The organism is Lysinibacillus cavernae (genome assembly GCF_009724685.1).
Lineage (GTDB): Bacteria > Bacillota > Bacilli > Bacillales_A > Planococcaceae > Lysinibacillus > Lysinibacillus cavernae.
This window is the reverse complement of record NZ_WMEF01000002.1, coordinates 473,424-495,919: the sequence shown is the minus strand read 5'-3', so window position 1 is coordinate 495,919 and position 22,496 is coordinate 473,424. Positions and strand designations below refer to the sequence as shown.

Here is a 22,496-nt window from a genome sequence, read left to right as displayed (position 1 = left end):
TCTTCGTTGTATTTAGGAGAGAAGATGTAGTAGTTGAAGTGGATTAAATCATATTGATTTTGTTATCTCGAGATAGATTGTTGTACTTCCTGGCGCAACGTTTTTGTTGCAGCTACCATATTAGCTAAAGCAGCAACGGTTTCCGTTTCTTTTCTTGTTTTTAAGCCACAATCTGGATTCACCCAAAATTGATGACAATCAAGCACCTGCAAACTATCTCGCATAATAATTAGCATTTCTTCATCACTTGGTACACGAGGACTATGAATGTCATAGACGCCTAGGCCAATGCCTTTTTGATAAGGTTGCACTTGCAGGGATGTGATAAGCTCCCCATGGCTTCTCGATGTTTCAATAGAAATCACGTCTGCATCAAGCGCGCTAATAGGTTCGATGAAATCGTTAAATTCGCAGTAACACATATGTGTATGGATTTGTGTTTCATCTTTGACACTAGATGTAGCTAGCTTGAAGGAATGGACCGCCCAATCTAAGTAAGCTCCCCACTCTTCTTTCCGGAGCGGTAAACCTTCTCTTAAAGCGGGCTCATCCACTTGAATAATCGAAATACCTGCGCTCTCTAGTGCTTCAACCTCTTTACGCAGTGCTAATGCAATTTGATAAGCTACCTCTTTTCGTGACAGATCATCTCGCACAAAGGACCAATTTAATATCGTCACGGGTCCAGTCAGCATGCCTTTTACAAAGCGCTTTGTTAAGCTTTGGGCATAGGCTGACTCTTTTACAGTTATGGGTGAAGCCCATGCAACATCTCCATAAATAATCGGGGGCTTAACACATCGTGAACCATAGGAAACGACCCATGCTTTTTCTGTAAAAGCAAAGCCAGTCAGTTTTTCACCAAAGTATTCGACCATGTCTGTACGTTCAAATTCACCATGAACGAGTACATCAATATCTAGTTCTTCTTGAATTGTAATCCAGCGTTTTGTTTCCTGCTCTATAAATGCCTCGTAGGCTTCATTCGATAACTGTTTTTTGCGCCAAGCATTACGATTCCTTTTCACCTCATCTGATTGCGGGAAGCTTCCGATTGTTGTCGTTGGAAATAGCGGTAATGCTAACGCAAGCTGTTGAATTTTTTGACGTTGAGTAAATTTACTATGTCGCTCAAAGTCTTGTGTTGTCACAGTTTGAACTACTTGATGGATCATCTTGTTTTGACGGATTGGATGATTTTTTAGAGCCTCAATCGCCTTCATACTTTCTGAAAAATTGTGTTGTAAGGTACCCACTTTATCTCGTCTACATGTAGTCAGTTCAATAATCTCTACGATTTTTTCATCTGCGAAGGCCAATGCATGTTTTAAAACTGGGTCAATCTCATTTTCAAGAGCAGTTGTAATAGGTACGTGTTGTAGATTGCTGGATGGTTGAATCCATAGCTCTGCTGCATTACTTAAATGCTCAATCGCCTGAATCGTAGCATTGACCTCCGCTAGGTTGGAACGCCAAATATCACGTCCATTTACAACCCCGATTGCTAGTACTTTATCCTGAGGGAAACCATATTGACGAAGTGACGCCATATTTTCTTTATAGCCATGAACAAAGTCTAGGCCAAATCCTTGTACAGGCAATGCTATCAATGTTTCATAGGCACATAATGCTTCAAAATAGGTTTGTAACATGATCTTCACTTCTGGTACGGCATCGGCTAACTGGTCGTAAATCTCTTGCACTAGCCTGATGTCTGCTGAATCAAGGGTTGTGACAAGGGATGGTTCTTCTAGTTGAATCCAAGTTGCCCCTGCCTCCACTAATTCTTTTATTACTTGGGTATAAAGTGGTAGTAAGGCTAGTAAGTATTCAACCTGTGTTAATTCGCTGTAGCCTTTCGTTAATTTACAAAATGTATAGGGACCAATCAATGTTGGCTTCGCAATAATACCATACGCTTCCTTCACCTCTAAAAAATCGGCTAACACTTTATTTTCTGTTAGTTGCAAGGCTTGTCCCTCATACTCAGGAACAATATAGTGATAGTTTGTATTAAACCATTTTGTCATTTCACTAGCTACAGCTGTTTTATTTCCTCTTGCTACGCTGTAGTAGGTAGATAAATCTACTTTACCTCCTTGCCAGTTAAAGCGTTTTGGAACTAGACCAAACATCAATGCCGTATCTAACATTCTATCGTAATACGTAAAGTCGCCGACTGTCACCATATCTAGACCAAGTTGTAGTTGTTTGTCAATTCTAGATAAACGAATCTTCTTTAATCTTTCCTCAAAATCTTCTTCAGAAAGTTCATTGCGCCAAAATGCTTCTAGTGCTTTTTTCCATTCTCGTTCTTCCCCAATATACGGGTAACCAATGAGTGTGCTTGTGTATGTCATTTTTATATCTCCCTTTCAGAAAAAAATAAAAAGCCATTCTCCTCCTCGGAAAATGGCTGCATGTAAAAATTATAAATTGCATAAACAATACGAAAAAAGTGGGTTCTTTCGCATAAATATTTATTATCGCACAGTGCCTATTTGGTCACTTTTCACCACCTATTTCCACGTAGGTATTTGGTGTGTACTAGAAATTGGCAGGTCTCCTGGCTTTTCATCAATACGTCTCACAGCCTTCCCAGTTCCCCAGTGGCAGTTGTGATTTGCTCCGAATTACAGTTGCGGGACAGCGTCGGATTTGCACCGACTTCCCTTTTAAGCCAAACTTTCATTTGGCACCAAGTCTTACACAATATTCAATTATGCTCCTACTATAACATACATTTCAGAATAGTAGAAATTATTTTTAAACTAATTACCCTATTATTTATTCTAATCTGATTGGATTACTATGTTAAGTATCCTAATAATGGTTTTTAAGTATTTATTCTGCCAACGTAAGGTAACCCATACAAGTTCTATGGGAACAGGTACTTCTATAAGTGGACCAATAACAGCGGCGAATGCCACGCCACTATGGAGGCCAAACACGCCAACTGCCGCAGCAATCGCTAACTCAAAGTTGTTACTTGCAACCCGTGAAGAGAAAAATGAAACAGCAAACATGACCACAAAGTAAATATATAAAGGAATGGCGATTAGTACTACATCGAGTGGTAGCTCGACTAACTGCTCACCTTTATGGATACACACATATAAACAATAGACAACTAAATTCTTATTAAACCAAACTGCTTCGTTAGCACGATAACAAAAAAGGAGCTGATCACAGCCCTCTTTTATTTGAATAACGCTATTTATTTTGAAGTGTATTCTTTCGCAATCTATTGTTCACTTTAATAATTTATAAGTACATTGATAATTGTTCTGAGGGTTTTAGCCTATTTTACTCGTTGGAACATAGGATGGTCTTCTTTAAATTGAATTAAATCCCATAAATTACCGTATAAATCTTTGAATACAGCCACAATACCATATGACTGTTCTTTTGGTTCTCTAACGAATTCAACTCCATTTTCTATCATTTCATTATAGTCTCTCCAAAAGTCATCTGTCCCAAGGAATAGAAAAACTCTTCCTCCTGCTTGATTTCCAATAAAAGATGTTTGTTCTGGCTTTGAAGCCTTTGCAAGTAATATGGTAGTTCCAGATGAACCAGGTGGGGATACTACTACCCAACGTTTATCTTGATCTGGTTGATACGTATCTTCAAGTAACGTAAAATGAAGTTTTTTTGTGTAAAATTCAATAGCTTCATCATAATCTTGAACAACTAAAGCAATATGTACAACAGATTGTATCATTTTATGAACCCTTCTTTCTTTGTAAAGCAATATTCTGTTCTTTGCAAATCATTTCTGATAAATTATAGCAATAATAGAGATTTAGTTATATTCATTTATTCAATGTTATTTATTACACGAAACTACACTGGTAGCATAAAAAGCGACTGCTCTTATTGAACAATCGCACCCTATAGGCTAACTAGAAATCTTCACAATCTTTATTCTAACAAGATATACTCTTTTAAATGTGTTTAGGCATTCCAAAAAATGAGATTGTTTCATCCTTATATATCCTGTGAGGATATCCATTTATTAATCATAAAACCCTAAAATCCTCCATACTTTCTCCAAGAAGATGGTGTGAAAACCACATCAAATTCTGCTTCATAATAGCCATATTCACTCCTGGTTGGTCAGAACTATAGGCCATTCCTTTATATATAATTAATTCTGTATCAACTTCCATATCCCTTAATCCTTGATATAGTTCATATGCATTTGGAGTTGGGACTCTTGCATCCCTTTCGCCATGTTGGATTAGAGTAGGCGTACAGGCTGATTTAATATATGTCATTGGTGATGTTTTCGTATATATCTCTGGATCATTCCATGGATCATTTCCTAAATACATCCTAATAAAGTAAGGGATATCTGTATTTACATAATGGGTACTCCAATTAGTAATGCCACCTCCAACTGAAATAGCTTTAAATCTATTACTAAATGTAGAACAGAAAGCTGATATATACCCTCCGTTGCTCCAACCCATAACACCTACGCTATCTTTATCTGCAATCCCTTTGTCAACCAGTTTATCCACTCCAGTAATAACATCATCGTAGTTAGCAATTCCCAGCTTTCTATAGTTTGCTTTTAAGAATTCATTACCATAACCCGAGCTTCCCCTATAGTTTGGCTCTAAAACGATAAAGCCTTTTTCTATAAACTGTTCAATAGGATATTTCTCATTAAAACAGTCTGAAAATATTGGAAAGGATGCCCAAGCCGGACCACCATGGATTACTACTAATAAGGGATATTTTTTATTTGCGTCAAACTCTACTGGGGTTGATAAAACTCCCTCTATTTCAAGACCATCACTACTTTGCCATGAAATTATTTGCCTGTTGCTTTTAAGCTTTCCTTTGAAAATGCTATTTTCATTTGTTATTTTTTTATGGTCTACATAGATTTCAAAGGTTTCATTTGTTAAAGCCTTATTATAGGCTATATAATTTCCATCCCTTGTAATAGAAGCATCCATTATAAAGCCATCTACATTTTCGCTTAACATTTCCACAGAGCCATTGTCAGATAACAGCCCAATAAGATAATTGGTTTTATGCTGCCATCTAATTAATATTCCTCTTGCTGTCCATCGTAATGGAGTAACCGTACTATCAAAATCTGTTAAAGGTTGAAATAGCTCACCATTATGAATATCATATATCTCTAGCGTACTGTCTTGTATATGGGTCTTATAGTAATCCCTCTCCATTAAGCTTGCTGCGTAACATATTTTACTGCCTTCAGGCGAAAAGCAAACGCTCCCTCCCAACAACTTATTTAGATTCAACTTTTGCAGTTCTCCAGCTTTACTATCTAGTATGTATAGATCTCCATTGATAGTATCTTCCATATTTGGGCTTGGTGTAGCCATTAATACAACCTTTTTTCCACAATTTGAAACATCAAATTCATGGACATGAAAATCCTTACCATCCGTTAGTTGATAAACAACGTTATCTCCGTGTTCATATTTATCATTTTGTATCACTTTTTCTATTTCAATGTAATATAAACAATTATTCTGGAATTCTTTACCTATATGATGGAAATCTCCATATAGTTCCTTACGTTTCTTTATCGACTCAGTTTCTTTTGACTGTGCAACATAATAAAAGCCCTTGCCAGTAGGATCCCACTTGAATTGACTGACACCTTCTTTTTCGTCCGTAATTTGAACCACACTATAACTATCTATTGACTTAACAAAAATCTGATTTTTCTTATTTTCCCCGTCACCAGCTGGGCTAAGGTATGCGATATCTCTAGAATCTGGAGACCATAATGCGTGTGTACTATCTATATCCCTAGTTGTTAATGGGTAACACTGCTCCTTATCTTTTTCATATATCCATACATCATTTCTATATCTATTGTCTTTCCAGTTAGCTGTTTTCTTGACAAATGCTACGTTTTTGCCATTTTCACTTATAGTTGTACCTGATAAGGTTGGTAATGAAATAATCTCTTCTATACGTAGATATGTTTTTTCATTCATTTCCATTAATAAATCTCCCGTAAGCCTTATATTCATTTACATTCCTCTATCACAAGATATTGAACGTGTTTTGTACAATATTTCTATACAATTGACAAAAATTCCTTCTCTCACTAACTAGTACTATAACGAAAAGAAACGCACTTTTATTGATTCGTATTATAAAAGTATCTCCGCAAGCCGAAAAATGCCTTCTTCAATTGCTGCCTCATCAATTTTCGCAAATCCCAGTACCCATCCTTTTCGATTATTTTCTAAACAATACTTACTAAGCGGATAAACACGTATTCCTTTTTCGAGCGCAAGGTCCGTCATTGCTTCTTCATCAAACGATTCTTCAGCTTCAAGAAGCATATGTAAGCCTGTTTCTATGCCACTTAGTTTGAAACGCTCAGCTAGTCCAGTTGCCATGATGGCCTTCGTCATCGCTTCATGTCTGCGTCGATAGACATTTCTCGCTCTCCTCATATGACGCATAAAATGACCGTGCTCAATAAAATGAGCAAGCGTTAATTGTTCCATAATTGGAAGATGTCGATAGGTTAGTTCTTGTACTTGAGCAAGTTGGCGAATGGCATCTTTTGGACCAATAACTGCCGAAATTCGTATGCCAGGAGCAACCATTTTGGAAAAACTCATCATATACAATGTGTTCTGAGGTTGTTGGCTGAACAAGGTAGGAAGCGGACCACCACGATACCTAAATTCGCCATCGTAATCATCTTCAACAATCCAAAATTGATCTTGCGCAGACTTTTGTAGTAGTTGTTGCCTGCGTGGCTCAGACATAATAACACCAACTGCACATTGGTGAGAAGGCGTGACAAAAGTAAGTTTGGTTTGTGGATGAATACGATCTACTTGTATGCCGTACTCATCAAGAGGTACAGAAACAACATGCATTCGCCGGTATTTCATGGTCATCCAGGCAGCAGGAAAACCGGGATCTTCAACACAAACCGTTTCTCCTTCATTTAAAAGTGCTTGGGCAATGAGATCGATGCTATGCTGGGCACCTGAAGTTAAAATAATTTGGTCGATATCAACATGAATACCTCTTTCAAATGTCAGGTAACGTTGAATCTGTTCACGTAGCGGTGTAAAACCATAAGCATTACCGTAACCCCAATTGGTCAAATCTGCGCCGGATGAAGCCTGTAAAAAAGATTGTCTCCAAATTTTTCGAAAGTGCTCGTCCAAATACGGCTCATGAGGGCTAAAATCGATTTCTACGTTTTGATTTTCTTTGCCTCTTAACCAACTGTTTAACTCATCAACTGCCGAGTTTAATAAAGGTAATTGTGGCGTGGTTGGGCCATGAGAAATAACCTCTTCTACCGAGTTGGTTTTATAGCCCCATTCACTTACCCTTGTTCCACCACGCCAATTTGTAACGGTGTACCCACGACTAAATAATTCCTCATATACAATTTGTATTGTTGAGCGTGAAACCCCGACTAGTAGGGCGAGCTCTCGAGAAGGAGGAAGCAACTCGCCTGGTGGCCATTTTCCAGTTGTAATATGATGAATAGCCTGGTCAAGCAACTGCTGCCATATAGGATTTTTATCGTCTCGGTTAACTTTTAACATTCAATTCACTTCCAGTTAAAATGTGGATTGTTACATTATGTGAAAATTAATATTTTGGTTCAGTTAATAATTATTATACTATCAATTGGGAAATTATCTTTGTAATCGGGTGTTCTTACAGAAAAATAGTCTGCCATAAAGATTGCAGTAAACCCTCGTTCTACTAATTAAATGATACGATTCTTTTGAAAGCTACATCTGCAGCATTAATCGTTCTATCAATATCATTTATTGAATGAGCAGTCGATATAAATATGCTTTCATATTGAGAAGGGGGTAAAAGTATACCTTGTTTAAGCATTTCTATATAGAAACGGCGAAACAACTCAGCATCTATTTTTCGAGCATCATCAAAATTTTGTAAGGGATTATCTATGAATGAGAATCCAATCATAGTTCCTGCTTTAGTTGTTTTAAGGGATATCTTATTTTTATGAGCTACTATTGATAATCCTTGAATAAGTCTATCTGATAGCTCTTCGATATATTTGTAACTGTCATGATTTAATTTATTTATTGTAGTATACCCAGCTACCATAGCTATTGGATTACCTGATAAAGTTCCAGCTTGATATATAGTACCTTCAGGTGCAATTAAATTCATAATCTCTTTTCTTCCGCCATATGCGCCTACAGGCATCCCTCCACCAATTATCTTTCCCAAACAAGTTAAGTCTGGCTGGATATTATAAAGCCCTTGGGCAGAGTGGTAATCTATACGAAAACCAGTCATTACCTCATCAAGAATAAATAGTGCACCATATTTTTTAGTTAAAAAACGTATAGCCTGTAGAAAATCGGGGTCAGCTGGTATTCCAGCCATATTACCAGCGAATGGTTCTACTATAACTGCTGCAATTTCTGAGCCAAATTTAGCAAAAATTTTATTTAGTGCTTCAATATTGTTGTATTGAATTGATAGTGTATTTTTAGTTATTTCTAAAGGTACACCTGGGCTGTCTGGAAGGCCGAATGTAGCAATGCCTGAACCTGCCTTTACTAATAGCTGGTCACTGTGTCCATGATAGTTTCCTTCAAATTTAACAATCATGTTTTTGCCAGTAAAACCTCTAGCTAGTCTAATGGCACTCATTGTTGCTTCTGTACCCGAATTAACCATTCTAATCTTCTCTATGGATGGAATCCGATTAGTGATTAATGTTGCTAGTTTATTTTCTTGCAAAGTGGGTAACCCAAAACTCGTCCCACTATTTATGGCTTCAAGTAGTGCACTTGAAACCTCGTTATCTGCATGTCCATGAATTAATGGTCCCCAGGATAGTACATAATCTATATAACTATTACCATCAATATCATATATTTTTGATCCTATCCCATGGCTAATAAAAATTGGGTCGATACCAACTGATTTAAATGCTCTTACGGGGCTGTTTACTCCACCAGGCATCAGTTTTTTAGCTATTTCGAAGGCTTCTGTTGATTTTTTTGTATTTATTTTAAAAACCACCTTTCGTATTAAATGTTTGTTAGTTTATATATTTATCTTTGTCTAATTTGTTGTACCTCATTTATGTGTTGCTGTTTTCTCAATGGAACATTCATTAATAAATGTGCGCCCAAACCAGCTACAAGCCCCCAAAATGCACCACCGACTCCAAGTAATGTAACATTTGCGGCTGTTGCCAAAAAAGTAATGAGTGCTGTTTCGCGACCTTTAGGATTTGTTAAAGCATTGGCAAGGCTACTACCGATTGTACCAAGCAAGGCTAATCCCGCTAATGTTGCAATAAACGTAGCTGGGAGAATTAAAAACAATGCGGCCAACGTTACCCCAAAAACACCGACAATTATATAAAAAATGCCACAGACAATCCCTGCAATATAACGTTTTGTTGAATCCTCATGAGCATCCTTTCCCGTACAGATGGCTGCTGTAATCGCTGCTATGTTAAAGGCATGCGATCCAAAGGGTGCTGTCAGGAGCGATCCCAATCCTGTTACAATCAAAATTGGATTGGCACTCGTTTTAAATCCATCATTTCGCAACACTAACATTCCTGGCATGTACTGTCCTGTTAAGGTAATAATAAAAAGCGGCAAAGCGACACCCAATAATGCATGTAGAGAAAACGTTGGCGCAACAAAAACAGGAGATGCGAAGGCCAGCTCGACATGGCTGAAATCTACCTGCCCCATACTTATCAAATAAATCAAGCCAATGACTAGTATACCGACAATGGCATAGCGAGATGTAAACCGTCTTAATACGATATACGTAGTAAATAGGATAATGACAAGTAATGGTTCCACTTTCGCACCACCAAAGGCTGAAATACCAAACTGTAATAAAATACCTGCCAGCAGCCCTGAAGCAATGCCTGGAGGAATGAGCTGGACAAAACGTTCGAACATTCCTGATAAACCTAACAAAACAAATGCTACTGCAGAAATAATATAAGCACCAATGGCTTCAGCATAGGGTGTAACCGCCAAAGCCGAAACAAGAAACGCCACGCCTGGTGTAGACCAAGCTGTAATAATGGGTTCACGGTATCGGTAACTTAGCCAGATCCCGGTTACCCCCACACCAATGGAAATTGACCATATCCATGATGCAGTCATTTCTGGACTTAAGCCAGCAATCTTGGCAGCCTGAAATACCAGGATAAATGTGCCCCCATAGTTTACTAAGACAGATATAAAAGCAGCTATGGTGGGCGAAGGTAAATCACGCACATTTAGTGAAACGGATGTTGAGTTCATACACTTTCCTACCTTTCTACAAATTATTTAAATCACATCTTCATTCTAGGAATATTCATCACGTACTCTTGTCCTTTAACGTCAGTTCTCTTCAATTGTGGCTGTTGTCATTAGCCCTTTTTATGTATCGTGAAGAGTCCAGTGATGCCTCAAATTGCTTGATTCCCAGAAGCGCTTTACCGAATGAAAAAAGTGTTACGCACTTCCACTTGCCGCTATCCGATAAAGTCTGAACTAAACTGTAGCATGCCCCTCCTTGCTAATTGTCTGTTATAAATGAACGGTCTTAGCATAACGTAATACGGATTGATAAAAAACATCCAAAAATGCGAATTTTAACAGTCCATAAAGTAGGTACAATAAAAAACCACTATCCCTATATGACTAGGGTTAGTGGTGCTTCCAGTGATTTGATTTACCAAGTTTTGAAAACCAGTGCTATGTATGTGGGATTTTTTCAATATTGAACATCTCCCCTAATACAATTGGATTTTCTTTGGCAGTAATATGTTGTGGATCAATTCGGTAAACCTGAACGGGACCACCGAAAACGGCTGATCGATATTTGTCCACATGTTGCTGGGATAAGGGACGATTATAGTAACCAGGCACATATTTAGTAATCATTTCTTGCAACATATGTGTAGCTTCATCCAGATCGACGACGGGTTGAGCCCTGCCAAAAACGATTACACTCATATAAGCGGTGTCTGTCTTGGCTGGTACTGGATTAGTAATCGTTCCATATTCTTCGGAAACTGTAAAGCAGACTTCTGGATTATCTTCCATCACTTGATTTCGTCTCCCACCAGTGGCTCCATGGAAATATAGCGTTCCTTTTGTCCAAACAAAATTAAGTGGGACAACATATGGCAAATGACCATCAACCATCCCTAGATGCCCAATTCGAGCTTGCTGCAAAAATATATCAATTTTGTTTTTGTCCAACACTTCTCTTACCTTGTAACGTACCTCAACCATTGTTATCACTCCTACTAGTAGTATTCTGACATCTTATCAACCTTTGGATTGAATAAAAACGTCCATAACTATAGTTATGATGCAATCCATTTCCCAACGAAAAAACCGTTCAGTTCAAATGTTTCGTCTAAGTGTGATCAAAATATTTATGTTGTAGGGTATTTCTTTGTTCAACATTTAGCTAGTTGATGGAAAATCTTAATGAAGATAAGCTACTCGATAGTTTAATAACTTCAACAAAAAAACGTTAATCCTTTTTCGATTAACGTCATGGTTTATTTAAGAAACTGTTTCCCTTTATTCTTTATCTATCTTGATTTTCATAATATGCTTCATCCGCATATTTTTGGTCTGTTCCCTTTAGATACGCTAAGATTAATTTCGGGCGCTTAAGTAAAACCCAATCTCCATGTTTATCAAACTTTCTGCTTGAAGTTATCATCCCATTTTGAATCGTCCCGTATTTTTTCCCCTTCTTTTTTCCCCACTCTTTTAATCGTTTAGCGAAATCTGCATCTTCTGCCATAAGCATCTCTTCATTAAATCCATTAATCGATTTAAAATCCTTTTTGTAGCACCAAAAAATCCCTACAGAAATGGCCCCATATTTAACTAATAGTGGCCCAATTAATAGTAAAGTTGAAACAAAAATTCCTAAAGACATTCTTTCAAATTTCCCTGTAACTCCACCACCAATGTACTTTCCATTGATTAGGTTTTCCTCTACCTTAGACAACACATGTTCGTTCATCTGTGTATCTGCATCAATCGTCACGATCATTTCACCTCTAGCTATATCAACACCTGCGTTCCTAATCTTAGAAAGGTTTTTATCGTTATTTTTTAGTGTGATACATTTATACGATTTCGCAATTTCTTCCGTTCTGTCCGTACATCGATTTAACACAACAATGATTTCAACTTGATTTTCATATAATTTTGAGGCTCTTGAAATTGATTCTAAGCATTTTCCAATGTACTTTTCTTCATTATGGGCGGGTATTAAAATGGAAATTTTTATATTCTCTTTATTGTTAACTTCTGGTAATGGCTCTTTTTCGTTCATACACTATCTCCCCTTCAAATGAAACAATTTTTATTTTTGTAACTGTGTCTTGCAACAAATAAGCGTGAATGATGTAATTTGGATTTTCCTGATGAAATGAAAGCCTATAACTAATACCACCATTATTTGGAACATTATCCACTTTATTATATTGTATGAACTAATGAAATTGAATATTTTTTTAAATATGTCATTTCTATAGCTGACGGTTAGAGGTCTTTATCAGTATGAATCAAAAGCTGGCAGAAATTAAACAATGAGGCGTGAGTGTGGAGCGAATAGAATGCAGGATAGTAAGAGCGTGTTTTTAATCAATCTTTCTCAAAAACACGCTCTTTTCTATGATCGTTTATCAAGATTACTAGAAAAACAGCACTTAGCTGAAGTTTTTTATATATGAGAAACTGTACGATAAAAGCTTATAGCCATTACTTCTTACTTTGAGTTGAATCAATGACTAAAAAATAGTTGCATTCATCTTTTGAATCATTGATAAATCTATGCTCTGTATCTGCTTCAAAAAAGAATGAATCCCCCTCAAATAAACGCTCGTTATAAACCCCTTTTGCTAGTTCTACTTTTAAACTACCTTTTTCCACATATATGTATTCTTGAACCCCTGATTTATGTGCTGGAAAAACGCCGGATTCTGAAAGTGGAGGCATAACATTTTTCACAAATTCAATTCCTCTTGACGGAAAAGATGGTGACAATAAATGTCTCTGAAAACCAGAGTTTTCATCATAGTACACGGGTCTATCTTCTTTTCTTATAACTACGATTTCTCTCTTCTCTTGCTGATCTAATAGTGCTGATAAAGTAGTATTTAAAGCTTCCGCAATCTGACAAGCTACTGAAATTGTCGGGTTTTTTTCACCACGTTCAATTTGGGATAGCATGGATGTACTCACTTTACTTAACGCAGAAAGTTCCTGTAAACTCATACCTCTTTTTTTTCTAATTAAATTTACCTGTTTGCCAAATTCCATGAGTCTTTCTCCATTCTCTTTTAGTGATTATATAAAATGCCAAATAAACGCTTCCCTTTTATGGTTTTTCGTGTAAAATCATACACTATAGGATAAAAAAATTCGCTATAGCGGAAAAGAACATAAAGGAGTGATTTATTTGTTGAAAGTTTTACTTGCTTTACTACCATTAATTAGTATTATGTTGATGATCTTTGTTTTGAAAAAATCTTCCATCTTTACTGGAATTGTAGCCAGTATGTTAACAGCAACAATCGCTCTATCTCCTATCTTTAATAGTAACATAAATGATTTAACAGACCCTATTATAAAAAGCTTTTTTACTACGTCAGTTATCGCTTATATATTATTTTTCGGCATTTTTTTATTTCACTTAATGGATAAAGCAGGTGCAATTAATGGGATAGCTTCATCTATTACGAATGCTACTGATGATAAAATTTACCAAATCCTCATCTTAGCATTAGGATTATCACCTTTAATAGAATCTGTTAGTGGTTTTGGTCTAGCCGTAATTGTAATAGCTCCATTACTTATTGCATTAGGGTTTAGTCCTATTAAGTCTTCACTTATTGCGTTAATTAGCCTATGTATAATTCCCTGGGGAACGCTTGCAATGGGAACAATTATCGGAGCAACTTTAGGTAATGTACATTTGGATAAGATGGGAATGGGCAGTGCATTAATGTGTATTCCAATCTATATTTATTATGCAATACTAGTTGTTTACATAGGAGTAGGGTTCAGTGCTTTGAAAAAAAGAATAGTCACAATCCTATTTGTTGGGTTTTTATTAGGGGCTTCTGTTTGGCTATGTAATAGATTTGTTAGTGTAGAACTTGCTGGATTATTTGGATCTTTAACAGTCATATCCTTTATTTTCATTATGATTAGAAAAAGGTATAAAACGTATGGAACTACTCAATTAGCAAAAAAATCAGATACCATTAAAAATATAACACCGTACCTACTCTTAATAGTACTTTTGTTTACATCTAGAATTGTCATCCCTCTTAAAAATTATTTATCAAGTACGTTTACACTAACTATTGAAAAATATAATTTCGAATTATCCATTTTATATTCTCCTGGTTTTTTCCTATTTATCGTTTGTATTTTCACCATCTTTTTTTATCGACTACGGGCATTAGAAATAAGAAATAGTGTTATGTTAACTTTTAGAAAATGTTATCCAGTTATCATAACAACTTTTTTATATGTAGTTGTTTCTGAAATAATGTCTGAGGCAAAAATGATTCAGTTACTTTCCTTGCTAGCTGCACAATCCTTCGGTCAGTTTTATGTATTTGTTTCTCCGTTAGTCGGTGCAATTGGTGGTTTTTTAACTGGCAGTAACACGGCTTCCAATACGATGTTTATTCGATTACAAACAGAAACAGCCCTTCATATTGGCATGTCACCTATTCTGGTAGCTTGCGCTCAAAATGTAAGTTCTTCTTTGATGACAATGGTAAATCCATCAAGAGTAGCCTTAAGCTGTTCCGTTTGTAAAATAACTACGCACGAAAATGAAATTCAAAAAAAGATACTTTTTGTTGGTCTTGGAACTTTGGCTATTATTTTAATGGAATTATTACTTCTTTTCATATTCCAATAAATAGTGCTGGGGCCCTTTTAATCGTAATGAGCATTTTAATTGACGAAAACAGGTATTTTTTATGGCGTGAAAAAGTACTTATATGGGGGTATTTTTAGTTCAACGATTAAGAGGTGAAGCTAAGTTGAAAATAAAAACAATGTTATTTTTAATTATTTGTTCTTTATGGTTAGTAGCTTGTAACAGTGATAAAAAAACAACAAAAACGATAGAAATCCAAAAATTAATTATTTTCGAAGAAGAAAAACCCGACACACTACAAATAATATCTGATGCGAAGGATATTAAAATTATTGAGAATTTGGTGAAGTAGATAATACAATCGTGCCGCAATATAAGATCAAACTAAACGAGGATGAATACTATTTATGGATAGACAACACAATCACAGGGACAATAGCAAATGTAAATAGTAGAAATATGTTTTACAATATCCTAGCTACTGACGAATTTAAAGAGGCCATTAATTATCAAGAGCAAAATTAACTTACTTTTACTAAATTTGATGGATGCTATTCGGATAACTTTTCCTTTCTTCTTACTTGTGTAGCAACAATCTGTAAGAAATGAACACTTCTCAAAGATTGTTGCTACTTTTCAGTAGATGATCAAGCTTTTTTGGCTGTCACTTTTCTATCTTCATGATAATACATTGAATACAAATCATTTAATGTAACTTTTCCAAATGCAAAATCCACCACATGTCTCTCAACTAAAAAAGAAGTAAGCGAACTTAATAAGCTTGCTTCAGAACTTGGTAAATGAATTAGTGTCAATCCATTTGTAAGTGTTTGAAGTTTTATAGCTGGATATAGCTCTTGAAGCTGATTTTTAGTAGTACTTTCCATATGTTTTACTCGAATCGTTTTAATATGCGCTTGACTAAAACCTTCTATTATTTGATTGGTATTAACTAGCTTTCCTTCGTTAAATAAGAAAATTCGGTCTGCATATTTTTCTAAATTATCAAGTAAATGCGAGGCAATAATAATAATCTTACCTTCCGCCTTTTTCTTTACTAATATTTTCGAAATAATTTCTACATTATTTGGATCAAGTCCGTTCATTACTTCGTCCATCATCATAATTTCTGTATTTGTGACAATTTGCATTGCGAAGCATAGACGTTGGCGCATACCAAGGGAATACGTGCCTGTTTTTTTATTCACATAATGCCTCATATTTAATGCTTCGATGGTTTCATCTATTAGCTTTACATCGGATTGCCACATGGTTGCAAACATTTTTAAATGCTCGTACCCCGTTAAGTGATTATACAGGTCACTTTGGTCTGGCATCATCGACACGAATTGATGAATTTTCACTTCATTTGATTTATTCGAGTAACAAAGGCCATCCTTAAACACTACCTTCCCTTTCATAGGTTTTACATAATTCATCAAGACATTCATAAATGTGGATTTTCCCGTTCCATTTGGCGCAACAAGCCCGATCATTTCACCTTGCTCAAAGGACATTGAAATATCATTTAACACTTTCATTTCCCCGAATTGCACAGTAATATTTTGAATTTCAATCATCTTTATCCCTCCTATTTAATTAACTTATATTGTCTATTCAATGCTATAAGTATTATTAAAAAAATGACAACTAATGCTAGTCCAAGTAACAATTGTAATCCTAAAGTGAAAACTAAATGATCGTTCATATAATAAAAATTTCGTTGTTTTGAAATAATTTGACCGACTTGAATGTAAGATGTCGGATAGTTTTGGATGTCCCAGAAATAGCCAACGTAACGGCTGAAGTAAAAATTCTCCCCAAAAATAAGGAGCAAGCCAACAGCGAAATTTACCATCTCACTACGCAATAAAATACTGGATAACAGCACAACGTTGATAATGACAATAAACCAGGCAAAAAGCAAAATGAAGGATTGTCCTAAAAACGTACCTAATGTCATCATTTCAAATTTACCTTCCGTGCGCCAATCGAGATGAGGTGCATACACTGGAGATGGTAAATTGAAATGCCCAAAACCAGATTGTAAGCCTATGATAAGGAACCCAACGATAGGCGGTACAAATAATACTAAGCTACCTAGTAGTGCAACAAACATTTTTACAAGTAGCCTTTTCCAATCACTAATAGGAAACCCCTTTAAAATTGACGGATGACGTCGATCTTTTGTAACAATATCGATTGCTAAAAGAAGTACACAGACAATTAAAATAATTGGAAGGGCTCCCTTTAATAAGCGTTCGAACGTTTGAAGCGCTGTACGTTGTTCAAATATTTCCATTGATAATGCATAATCTGCTTTCGAATGAGTATCGTAACGGGCAGCCTGCTCTAAATAAGCATAAAAGGCATCATCTTCTGCATACTGGTTATTTTCTATAAAATACTTTGAGTTATATGAAAATGTATCGCTTTTATATGTAATTGAATTCGTAAAGTAGTACCAATCACTAGTTAAATCTGCATATTTTTTTAAATCTCCCGCATCTAATGCATCTAATCTTGCTTTATCTATGGGATTAATTTCTTTAAATATTTCAATCGCAAAAATAACGAGAGGATGGATACCATATAAATCTTTACCCTCCATACGATCTAAAAATTCCTGACGTGTTAAATAGCGTGCCTCAATTTCTTCATAATCTACACTTTCAATCGGTTCGAATGCTGGCGCTATTTTAAATACATAAAAAAAGGTTGCAAAAGCAAGCAAAAAATAGATTGCTATGTTTTTCTTATTCGTAAAAAATTGCTTGAATTCAAATTTGAAATAACTCCACATGCTTATAATACCTCCCCTATGCCCTTTTGATTTTTCCTGTTGAGAAAAATGTTTTAATAATGACTAACATTAAAATAATACTTACAAACATGATGATTAAGCCTAAATTCATAGTAATATCAACAGGCTTTACTAAATCTACTGGTACGCCTCGTAAAATATCATTGAAGTTCATGAAATTAAAAGGATTATAAGGGAATAGACTAATAAGTGATGGGAAAATCATCGGTAAAAAGAATAAAATAAAATGTACAAATAACGTTAAATACATATTTTTCAGTAACACATTCAAAATAATCGACAACAGCATGACAAAAATTGAAATGACCAACATATAACCAACGCTCATTGTTATATATTGAATTGCAGATATTAATGTCGCATTTCCTACATATATCCCTACAGGCTCTTGGGGGTTACCAAGCCCATTCATGATCCACAAAGGAATTGCACAAATAAAAATGAGTAAAATGCTTGTAACGATGGATAACAAAGCAATAATGCATTTAGATAAAATATAGGAATCAAATCGAACAGGAAAGCCCTTAATTAAACTAGAATGCTCAAAGTCATCAAGTAAAATAGAACTTGTATGGAAGCTAACGAATATGTACCAGCCTGCTCCAACGAGACTAAAGAAAAATAATAAGAACGGTATGTATTGAAATAAATCGGTTATTGAATCCTCTCCCGCATCAATCATCCACTTAAAATAAAGGTAGTCCATAGAATTTTGCAATTTAGAAGGTAATAATTCTGCTATATTTTCGTATCCTTCTAATTCAAATGCCGCTTGCCTTAATTCAGCGAGTTGAAGTGAAGCCTCAAAATACATAGATTGTCTGTCCATCGTTAATGTCGCTATTTGTAAAGCAATTTTGCTTTTTTGTTTCGTTAAATTTTTATATAAGTCACTTCCGTCACCTGCTTCTGAAGCATCTTTAACTTGAAACTTTGATAGTATAGCCTGTGTTGAATAGTAATCACCCTTTTTTTCGACAAGCTGATTACCAACGGCTTGTGCCTTTATATAAAACATAAAGCCAAAAACGATAATTACAACAGCGGCTAGTGCAACTAAATTTTTTCTATTCGCTCGCTCAATAACTAGACCTATTTTTAATGCTCTTAACACAGTCATCCTCCTCACTTATCTGAAAGCCTTTACATTACTATAATAAGATATTGTGGATATTTTTTCAATTTTTGCATTTTAAAGCCTTGCTATAACGAATCACCATCTTTTGATACATATCGTAGTTGATGAAATGGTTTTTCTATGATGATTTTCAGAATGCCATGCTCCAAAAATCCGTGTTCTTCAGTTAAACCTAGTCGATAACAAACTCCCAATTAAATTGAAAAAAAACCAGTCGCCGATACAACACCGTCAACTGGATACAAAATAATTGTTTTATTGATGAATCGAAAATGACACTGATGTATCAACGTAAATAAAGGCCTTCAGTATTAGCGATCTTTTCTAATAGAGCAAGATTCTGTTGGCTATAAAGTATAAAACATAATCCATTCCCACTAAACACAATATTCTCCTCAGGTATGATGAAATGTAAAGTGAGATGATCGGAAACTGCTAATTTAATTAGAGAAATTAGCATAGAGTACTCATCAATGTTTATTAGATTTACTTCTTCACGATTTTTAGGAATTATTTTTTTCCATTCACGCACGTAGAATTTATAATTCATTCCCTCTTTATATAAAGTTTCTGGTAAAAAATAAAATGCATAAAATTCAGTCGATCGTAACCATATCATTTCAAAAAATTTCTCGAATTTTTCTAAGCTTTTCATATATGAGTAAAAATTCTGCGTTTTTTTTTGGAAATCTTTCACTTCCAATTTATCAAAGAATACTTCTACTTGACTAAACTTTTCATTACTTTTTATCTGAAAGGGGTAAATATCAAGTATTTTAGGATTATCATAATCGGTAAGCTGATCTAGTAATTCCTCTAATTTTTTACTATCTCTATTTTTAGCTTCATTGCAAATACAAGTAACTAAATTTATTAATGTCATATGATTTTAAACTCCTCATCTTTTTTATCATCCTTGTGACTTCATGCAGTATGTGCAGCACTATAAATTTTGTCTCCATATAGCTCAATATGTTTTTGGTTGGATCTACTTGTAGCTAATGTACAAAAAACCACTTACTATTTAGCTGGTAAGTGGTTGATGATTCAATAAAATTATCGTCTACCCCTATCCTCGGATAGCCCTACAATTTGGACATCTAATCGGAGCTAGCAAAGCTATAACCAGAAGCGTGAATAAATTTTGTTATAAAGCCATCATGAGGAGAATTTCAATACAATCTCCGTTCCATCTCCTGATTTACTATCAACGTGTATTTGACCACCGTGAGCTACTGTCAGTTGTTTAGCGATGCTCATACCCAAGCCAGAACCACTTGTATTTTCTTCAGAGTTAGTACCTCGGTAGTAACGTTCAAATAATTTATCTAAAGTCAATTGATCCATTCCAATGCCATTATCACGAATCACCACCGTGAAGCAATGATCATTCTGTCTTTGAATGATTACATCAATTTTAGTTTTAGATGGATTATATTTAATAGCATTCGAAATCATATTATCAATAATACGGGTAAACCATTTAATATCTAGTGGGTACATGATCGGCTCGTTAGAAGCATAAAAAGAAATTTCATACGAACTAAATTGAGGATCATTTATAAAATGTAAAACGGATCTTCGAATGACTTCGTTCACTTCTTGAGTTTGGCGATCCATTGGTAATGCATCGTTTTTTAGACGATACGTTAAACTTAAATCCTCAATTAGCTCAGCCATAAATGTCGATTTCTCTCGTAGTGTTTTCCCGATACTTTGTAATTCATCTTGTGACCATGTGTATGGGGCTGACTCAAGTACATGTGCATAGCCATTTATAGAAGATAAAGGTGTTTTTAGATCATGGGAAACGCCAACAATCCATTCTTCACGGGTTTGCTCAATTTGTTGACGAAGCTTTTCATTTTGTTCTAGTTTCTTCTTTAAACCATACAGAGAATCATTAATTTCGCGAAATAAACGATAGGAACGCTTCATTTTTCCTTTACGATTTAATGTAATGTCTTTCTTGGGAACTTGATCATTGTAGTTACCCTCCGCCAACCTTTGAATAAAGTTAATAATAAAAAGAAATGGTTGTCCAAATCGTTTGCCATACCAAAAGGCTGTGGCTACTATGAATAATATAAGTGCAACTCCATAGATAAGTAGTGCTTTTCCAAAATAGAATGAAGTATTATCCCCTTCATCTACCACCTTTACAGCAGTCGACGCAAGCTCAACAACCCAGGTCTGCTGTTGCTCAGCATCATAGTATACATATTGATTACCATTATTTCTAAGGTCATCAGCCTCTTTTCCAAGTAAATGATCAAGCTTGAGTTGCTCTTTAGGCTTACTTACTTCCCCAAACTGTCGTATTACTTCCCCACTTGTTGAATAAATTTGCAAGGCGCCATGTACTTCTTGCAATAGCTGCTCCCCTCGCTGTGACAAGCGATAGCCATCCCATTCTAACGATAGTTGCTCTGCGAGCTGTCTTGCAGGGTGTTTTTGCCCTAATACAACATAATAGGTTTGCCCACCTTTTTCTTCTCGACTAATCGTGAGATGGTAAGGAAAAGGTCTGCTTTGCTGCCAAAAAGCGATTAATTCCCCAGGCGTGTAATGCGATGGAACATCCGCTGGAAGTCTTGAAGAGGCAAGCATATTGCCTTGAGCATCTACTATTTGTAACCACTCTTCACGTTTTTCAATAGCAGAGATTTTGTTTGAATCTACTAACACATGGCCATTCTCTATCGAAAAAGTTTGCCTTAGTGCACTATTGCTGTCACTCGATAATTGCTGCGTTTCGGGTTCACTTTCTAATTGCATACCAACATACACTAAAAAAATGATTGTGCCTATTGCTAAAGCCACCAACACAAACACAATTTGCGATATAAAAGTAAAGGTAAGCCGACGACTAATTCGATTCATGACAAACCCTCTTTTTGGATTAATTTATAGCCAAGCCCTCTGATAGTTAACAAATACTGGGGTGCCTTTGGATCTTTTTCAATTCGTTCTCGAATTCGTCCAATATGGACCGCAACCGTATTATCATCACCAAAGCTATGATCACCCCAGACAGCTTCGTATAACTGACTTTTTGTAAATATTTGATTTGGATGCTTACAAAAAAATAACAGTAATTGATACACCTGAGCTGGACAAGAAACGATCTGACCATCTACAGTTAATTCGCCTGCCCGCTCATTCATTTGAAATCGACCAAAATCATAAATATACGAATTTGAAGAAACGTGCATTGTTTTTTCTTCTTCGTATAATCTAACACGACGCAGTTGCGCTTTCATTCTTGCTACTACTTCTAATGGGTTGAAAGGTTTTGTAATATAGTCATCTCCGCCCATAGCAAAGCCAGTTAATTTCTCTAAATCTGAGTTTTTGGCTGTTATAAATAAAATTGGGGCAGCTGTTGTCTCTCTTATGAAGGGACAAATATCAAAGCCACTCTTATCTGGCAGCATGACATCCAAAAGAATCATGTCGTATTGCTTCCTTTCGCACGCCTTTAACGCTTCTTGAGCCGTGCTTGCACGATCAATTTGTCTAAAGCCTTCTTTATTTAAAACCATTTGCAACATATCCAGAATGGCTGGTTCATCATCAACAAGTAAAATGGCAACATCATGCAAATTCATATTT

17 protein-coding genes, 1 pseudogene and 1 riboswitch are annotated in these 22,496 nt (G+C 35.6%); of the genes and pseudogenes, 2 read left to right on the top strand and 16 right to left on the bottom strand.

Annotated features, from left to right (window positions below):
• Positions 1-62 precede the first annotated feature (62 nt).
• The 10 genes and pseudogenes from metE to GJU32_RS06850 form a co-directional block, all read right to left on the bottom strand.
• Positions 63-2,360, bottom strand: coding sequence for a 5-methyltetrahydropteroyltriglutamate--homocysteine S-methyltransferase (gene metE, locus GJU32_RS06895; RefSeq protein ID WP_155591193.1), 2,298 nt, complete (start codon positions 2,358-2,360; stop codon positions 63-65).
• Between the two features lie 179 nt (positions 2,361-2,539).
• A riboswitch (cobalamin riboswitch) is annotated at positions 2,540-2,718 on the bottom strand.
• 74 nt (positions 2,719-2,792) lie between these two features.
• Positions 2,793-3,101, bottom strand: a pseudogene (locus GJU32_RS06890) (arsenic resistance protein); the annotation flags it as partial.
• Positions 3,102-3,301: 200 nt separating this feature from the next.
• Positions 3,302-3,724: a VOC family protein gene (locus GJU32_RS06885; protein ID WP_155591192.1), complete on the bottom strand. Its 423-nt coding sequence runs from the start codon at positions 3,722-3,724 to the stop codon at positions 3,302-3,304.
• 298 nt (positions 3,725-4,022) lie between these two features.
• A complete protein-coding gene (locus tag GJU32_RS06880) occupies positions 4,023-5,996 on the bottom strand; it encodes a S9 family peptidase (protein WP_155591191.1) in 1,974 nt (657 codons plus the stop codon).
• A 153-nt stretch (positions 5,997-6,149) separates the two neighbouring features.
• Positions 6,150-7,580, bottom strand: a complete 1,431-nt coding sequence (pdxR, locus tag GJU32_RS06875; RefSeq protein ID WP_155591190.1) for a MocR-like pyridoxine biosynthesis transcription factor PdxR — start codon at positions 7,578-7,580, stop codon at positions 6,150-6,152.
• A 163-nt stretch (positions 7,581-7,743) separates the two neighbouring features.
• Entirely contained in the window at positions 7,744-9,036 is a 1,293-nt protein-coding gene (hemL, locus tag GJU32_RS06870) for a glutamate-1-semialdehyde 2,1-aminomutase (protein ID WP_230874978.1), read from the bottom strand.
• A gap of 44 nt (positions 9,037-9,080) precedes the next feature.
• The gene (locus GJU32_RS06865) at positions 9,081-10,304 is read right to left on the bottom strand and encodes a benzoate/H(+) symporter BenE family transporter (RefSeq protein WP_155591188.1); all 1,224 of its coding nucleotides are present in this window, start codon (positions 10,302-10,304) and stop codon (positions 9,081-9,083) included.
• Positions 10,305-10,742: 438 nt separating this feature from the next.
• Positions 10,743-11,285 (bottom strand): pyridoxamine 5'-phosphate oxidase family protein, encoded by a 543-nt coding sequence (locus tag GJU32_RS06860; RefSeq protein WP_155591187.1) that lies wholly within the window; start codon positions 11,283-11,285, stop codon positions 10,743-10,745.
• A 304-nt stretch (positions 11,286-11,589) separates the two neighbouring features.
• The gene (locus GJU32_RS06855) at positions 11,590-12,351 is read right to left on the bottom strand and encodes a glycosyltransferase (RefSeq protein WP_155591186.1); all 762 of its coding nucleotides are present in this window, start codon (positions 12,349-12,351) and stop codon (positions 11,590-11,592) included.
• 428 nt (positions 12,352-12,779) lie between these two features.
• Positions 12,780-13,340 carry a helix-turn-helix domain-containing protein gene (locus GJU32_RS06850; protein WP_155591185.1) on the bottom strand — a complete coding sequence of 187 codons (561 nt, stop codon included), beginning with the start codon at positions 13,338-13,340 and terminating at the stop codon, positions 12,780-12,782.
• A 139-nt stretch (positions 13,341-13,479) separates the two neighbouring features.
• Here GJU32_RS06850 and GJU32_RS06845 point away from each other — a divergent pair, with 139 nt between their 5' ends.
• Together GJU32_RS06845 and GJU32_RS23330 are read left to right on the top strand one after the other, a co-directional pair.
• On the top strand, positions 13,480-14,958 hold the full coding sequence (locus GJU32_RS06845) for an L-lactate permease (protein ID WP_155591184.1): 1,479 nt from the start codon (positions 13,480-13,482) through the stop codon (positions 14,956-14,958).
• An 82-nt stretch (positions 14,959-15,040) separates the two neighbouring features.
• Positions 15,041-15,271, top strand: coding sequence for a hypothetical protein (locus GJU32_RS23330; protein ID WP_230874969.1), 231 nt, complete (start codon positions 15,041-15,043; stop codon positions 15,269-15,271).
• A gap of 295 nt (positions 15,272-15,566) precedes the next feature.
• Here GJU32_RS23330 and GJU32_RS06835 read toward each other — a convergent pair whose 3' ends face one another.
• The 6 genes from GJU32_RS06835 to GJU32_RS06810 all read right to left on the bottom strand — a co-directional run bounded on the left by GJU32_RS06835 (position 15,567) and on the right by GJU32_RS06810 (position 22,486).
• Positions 15,567-16,499: an ABC transporter ATP-binding protein gene (locus GJU32_RS06835; protein WP_155591183.1), complete on the bottom strand. Its 933-nt coding sequence runs from the start codon at positions 16,497-16,499 to the stop codon at positions 15,567-15,569.
• Positions 16,500-16,510: 11 nt separating this feature from the next.
• The gene (locus tag GJU32_RS06830; protein ID WP_155591182.1) at positions 16,511-17,722 is read right to left on the bottom strand and encodes an ABC transporter permease; all 1,212 of its coding nucleotides are present in this window, start codon (positions 17,720-17,722) and stop codon (positions 16,511-16,513) included.
• A 16-nt stretch (positions 17,723-17,738) separates the two neighbouring features.
• A complete protein-coding gene (locus tag GJU32_RS06825; RefSeq protein ID WP_196426618.1) occupies positions 17,739-18,863 on the bottom strand; it encodes an ABC transporter in 1,125 nt (374 codons plus the stop codon).
• Positions 18,864-19,167: 304 nt separating this feature from the next.
• Positions 19,168-19,764 carry a hypothetical protein gene (locus GJU32_RS06820; RefSeq protein ID WP_155591180.1) on the bottom strand — a complete coding sequence of 199 codons (597 nt, stop codon included), beginning with the start codon at positions 19,762-19,764 and terminating at the stop codon, positions 19,168-19,170.
• A 275-nt stretch (positions 19,765-20,039) separates the two neighbouring features.
• Complete coding sequence (locus GJU32_RS06815; protein ID WP_155591179.1) at positions 20,040-21,764, bottom strand: sensor histidine kinase; 1,725 nt, start codon at positions 21,762-21,764, stop codon at positions 20,040-20,042.
• Positions 21,761-22,486, bottom strand: coding sequence for a response regulator transcription factor (locus GJU32_RS06810; RefSeq protein ID WP_155591367.1), 726 nt, complete (start codon positions 22,484-22,486; stop codon positions 21,761-21,763). Before GJU32_RS06810 ends, GJU32_RS06815 begins: the two co-directional genes overlap by 4 nt.
• Between the last annotated feature and the right edge of the window lie 10 nt (positions 22,487-22,496).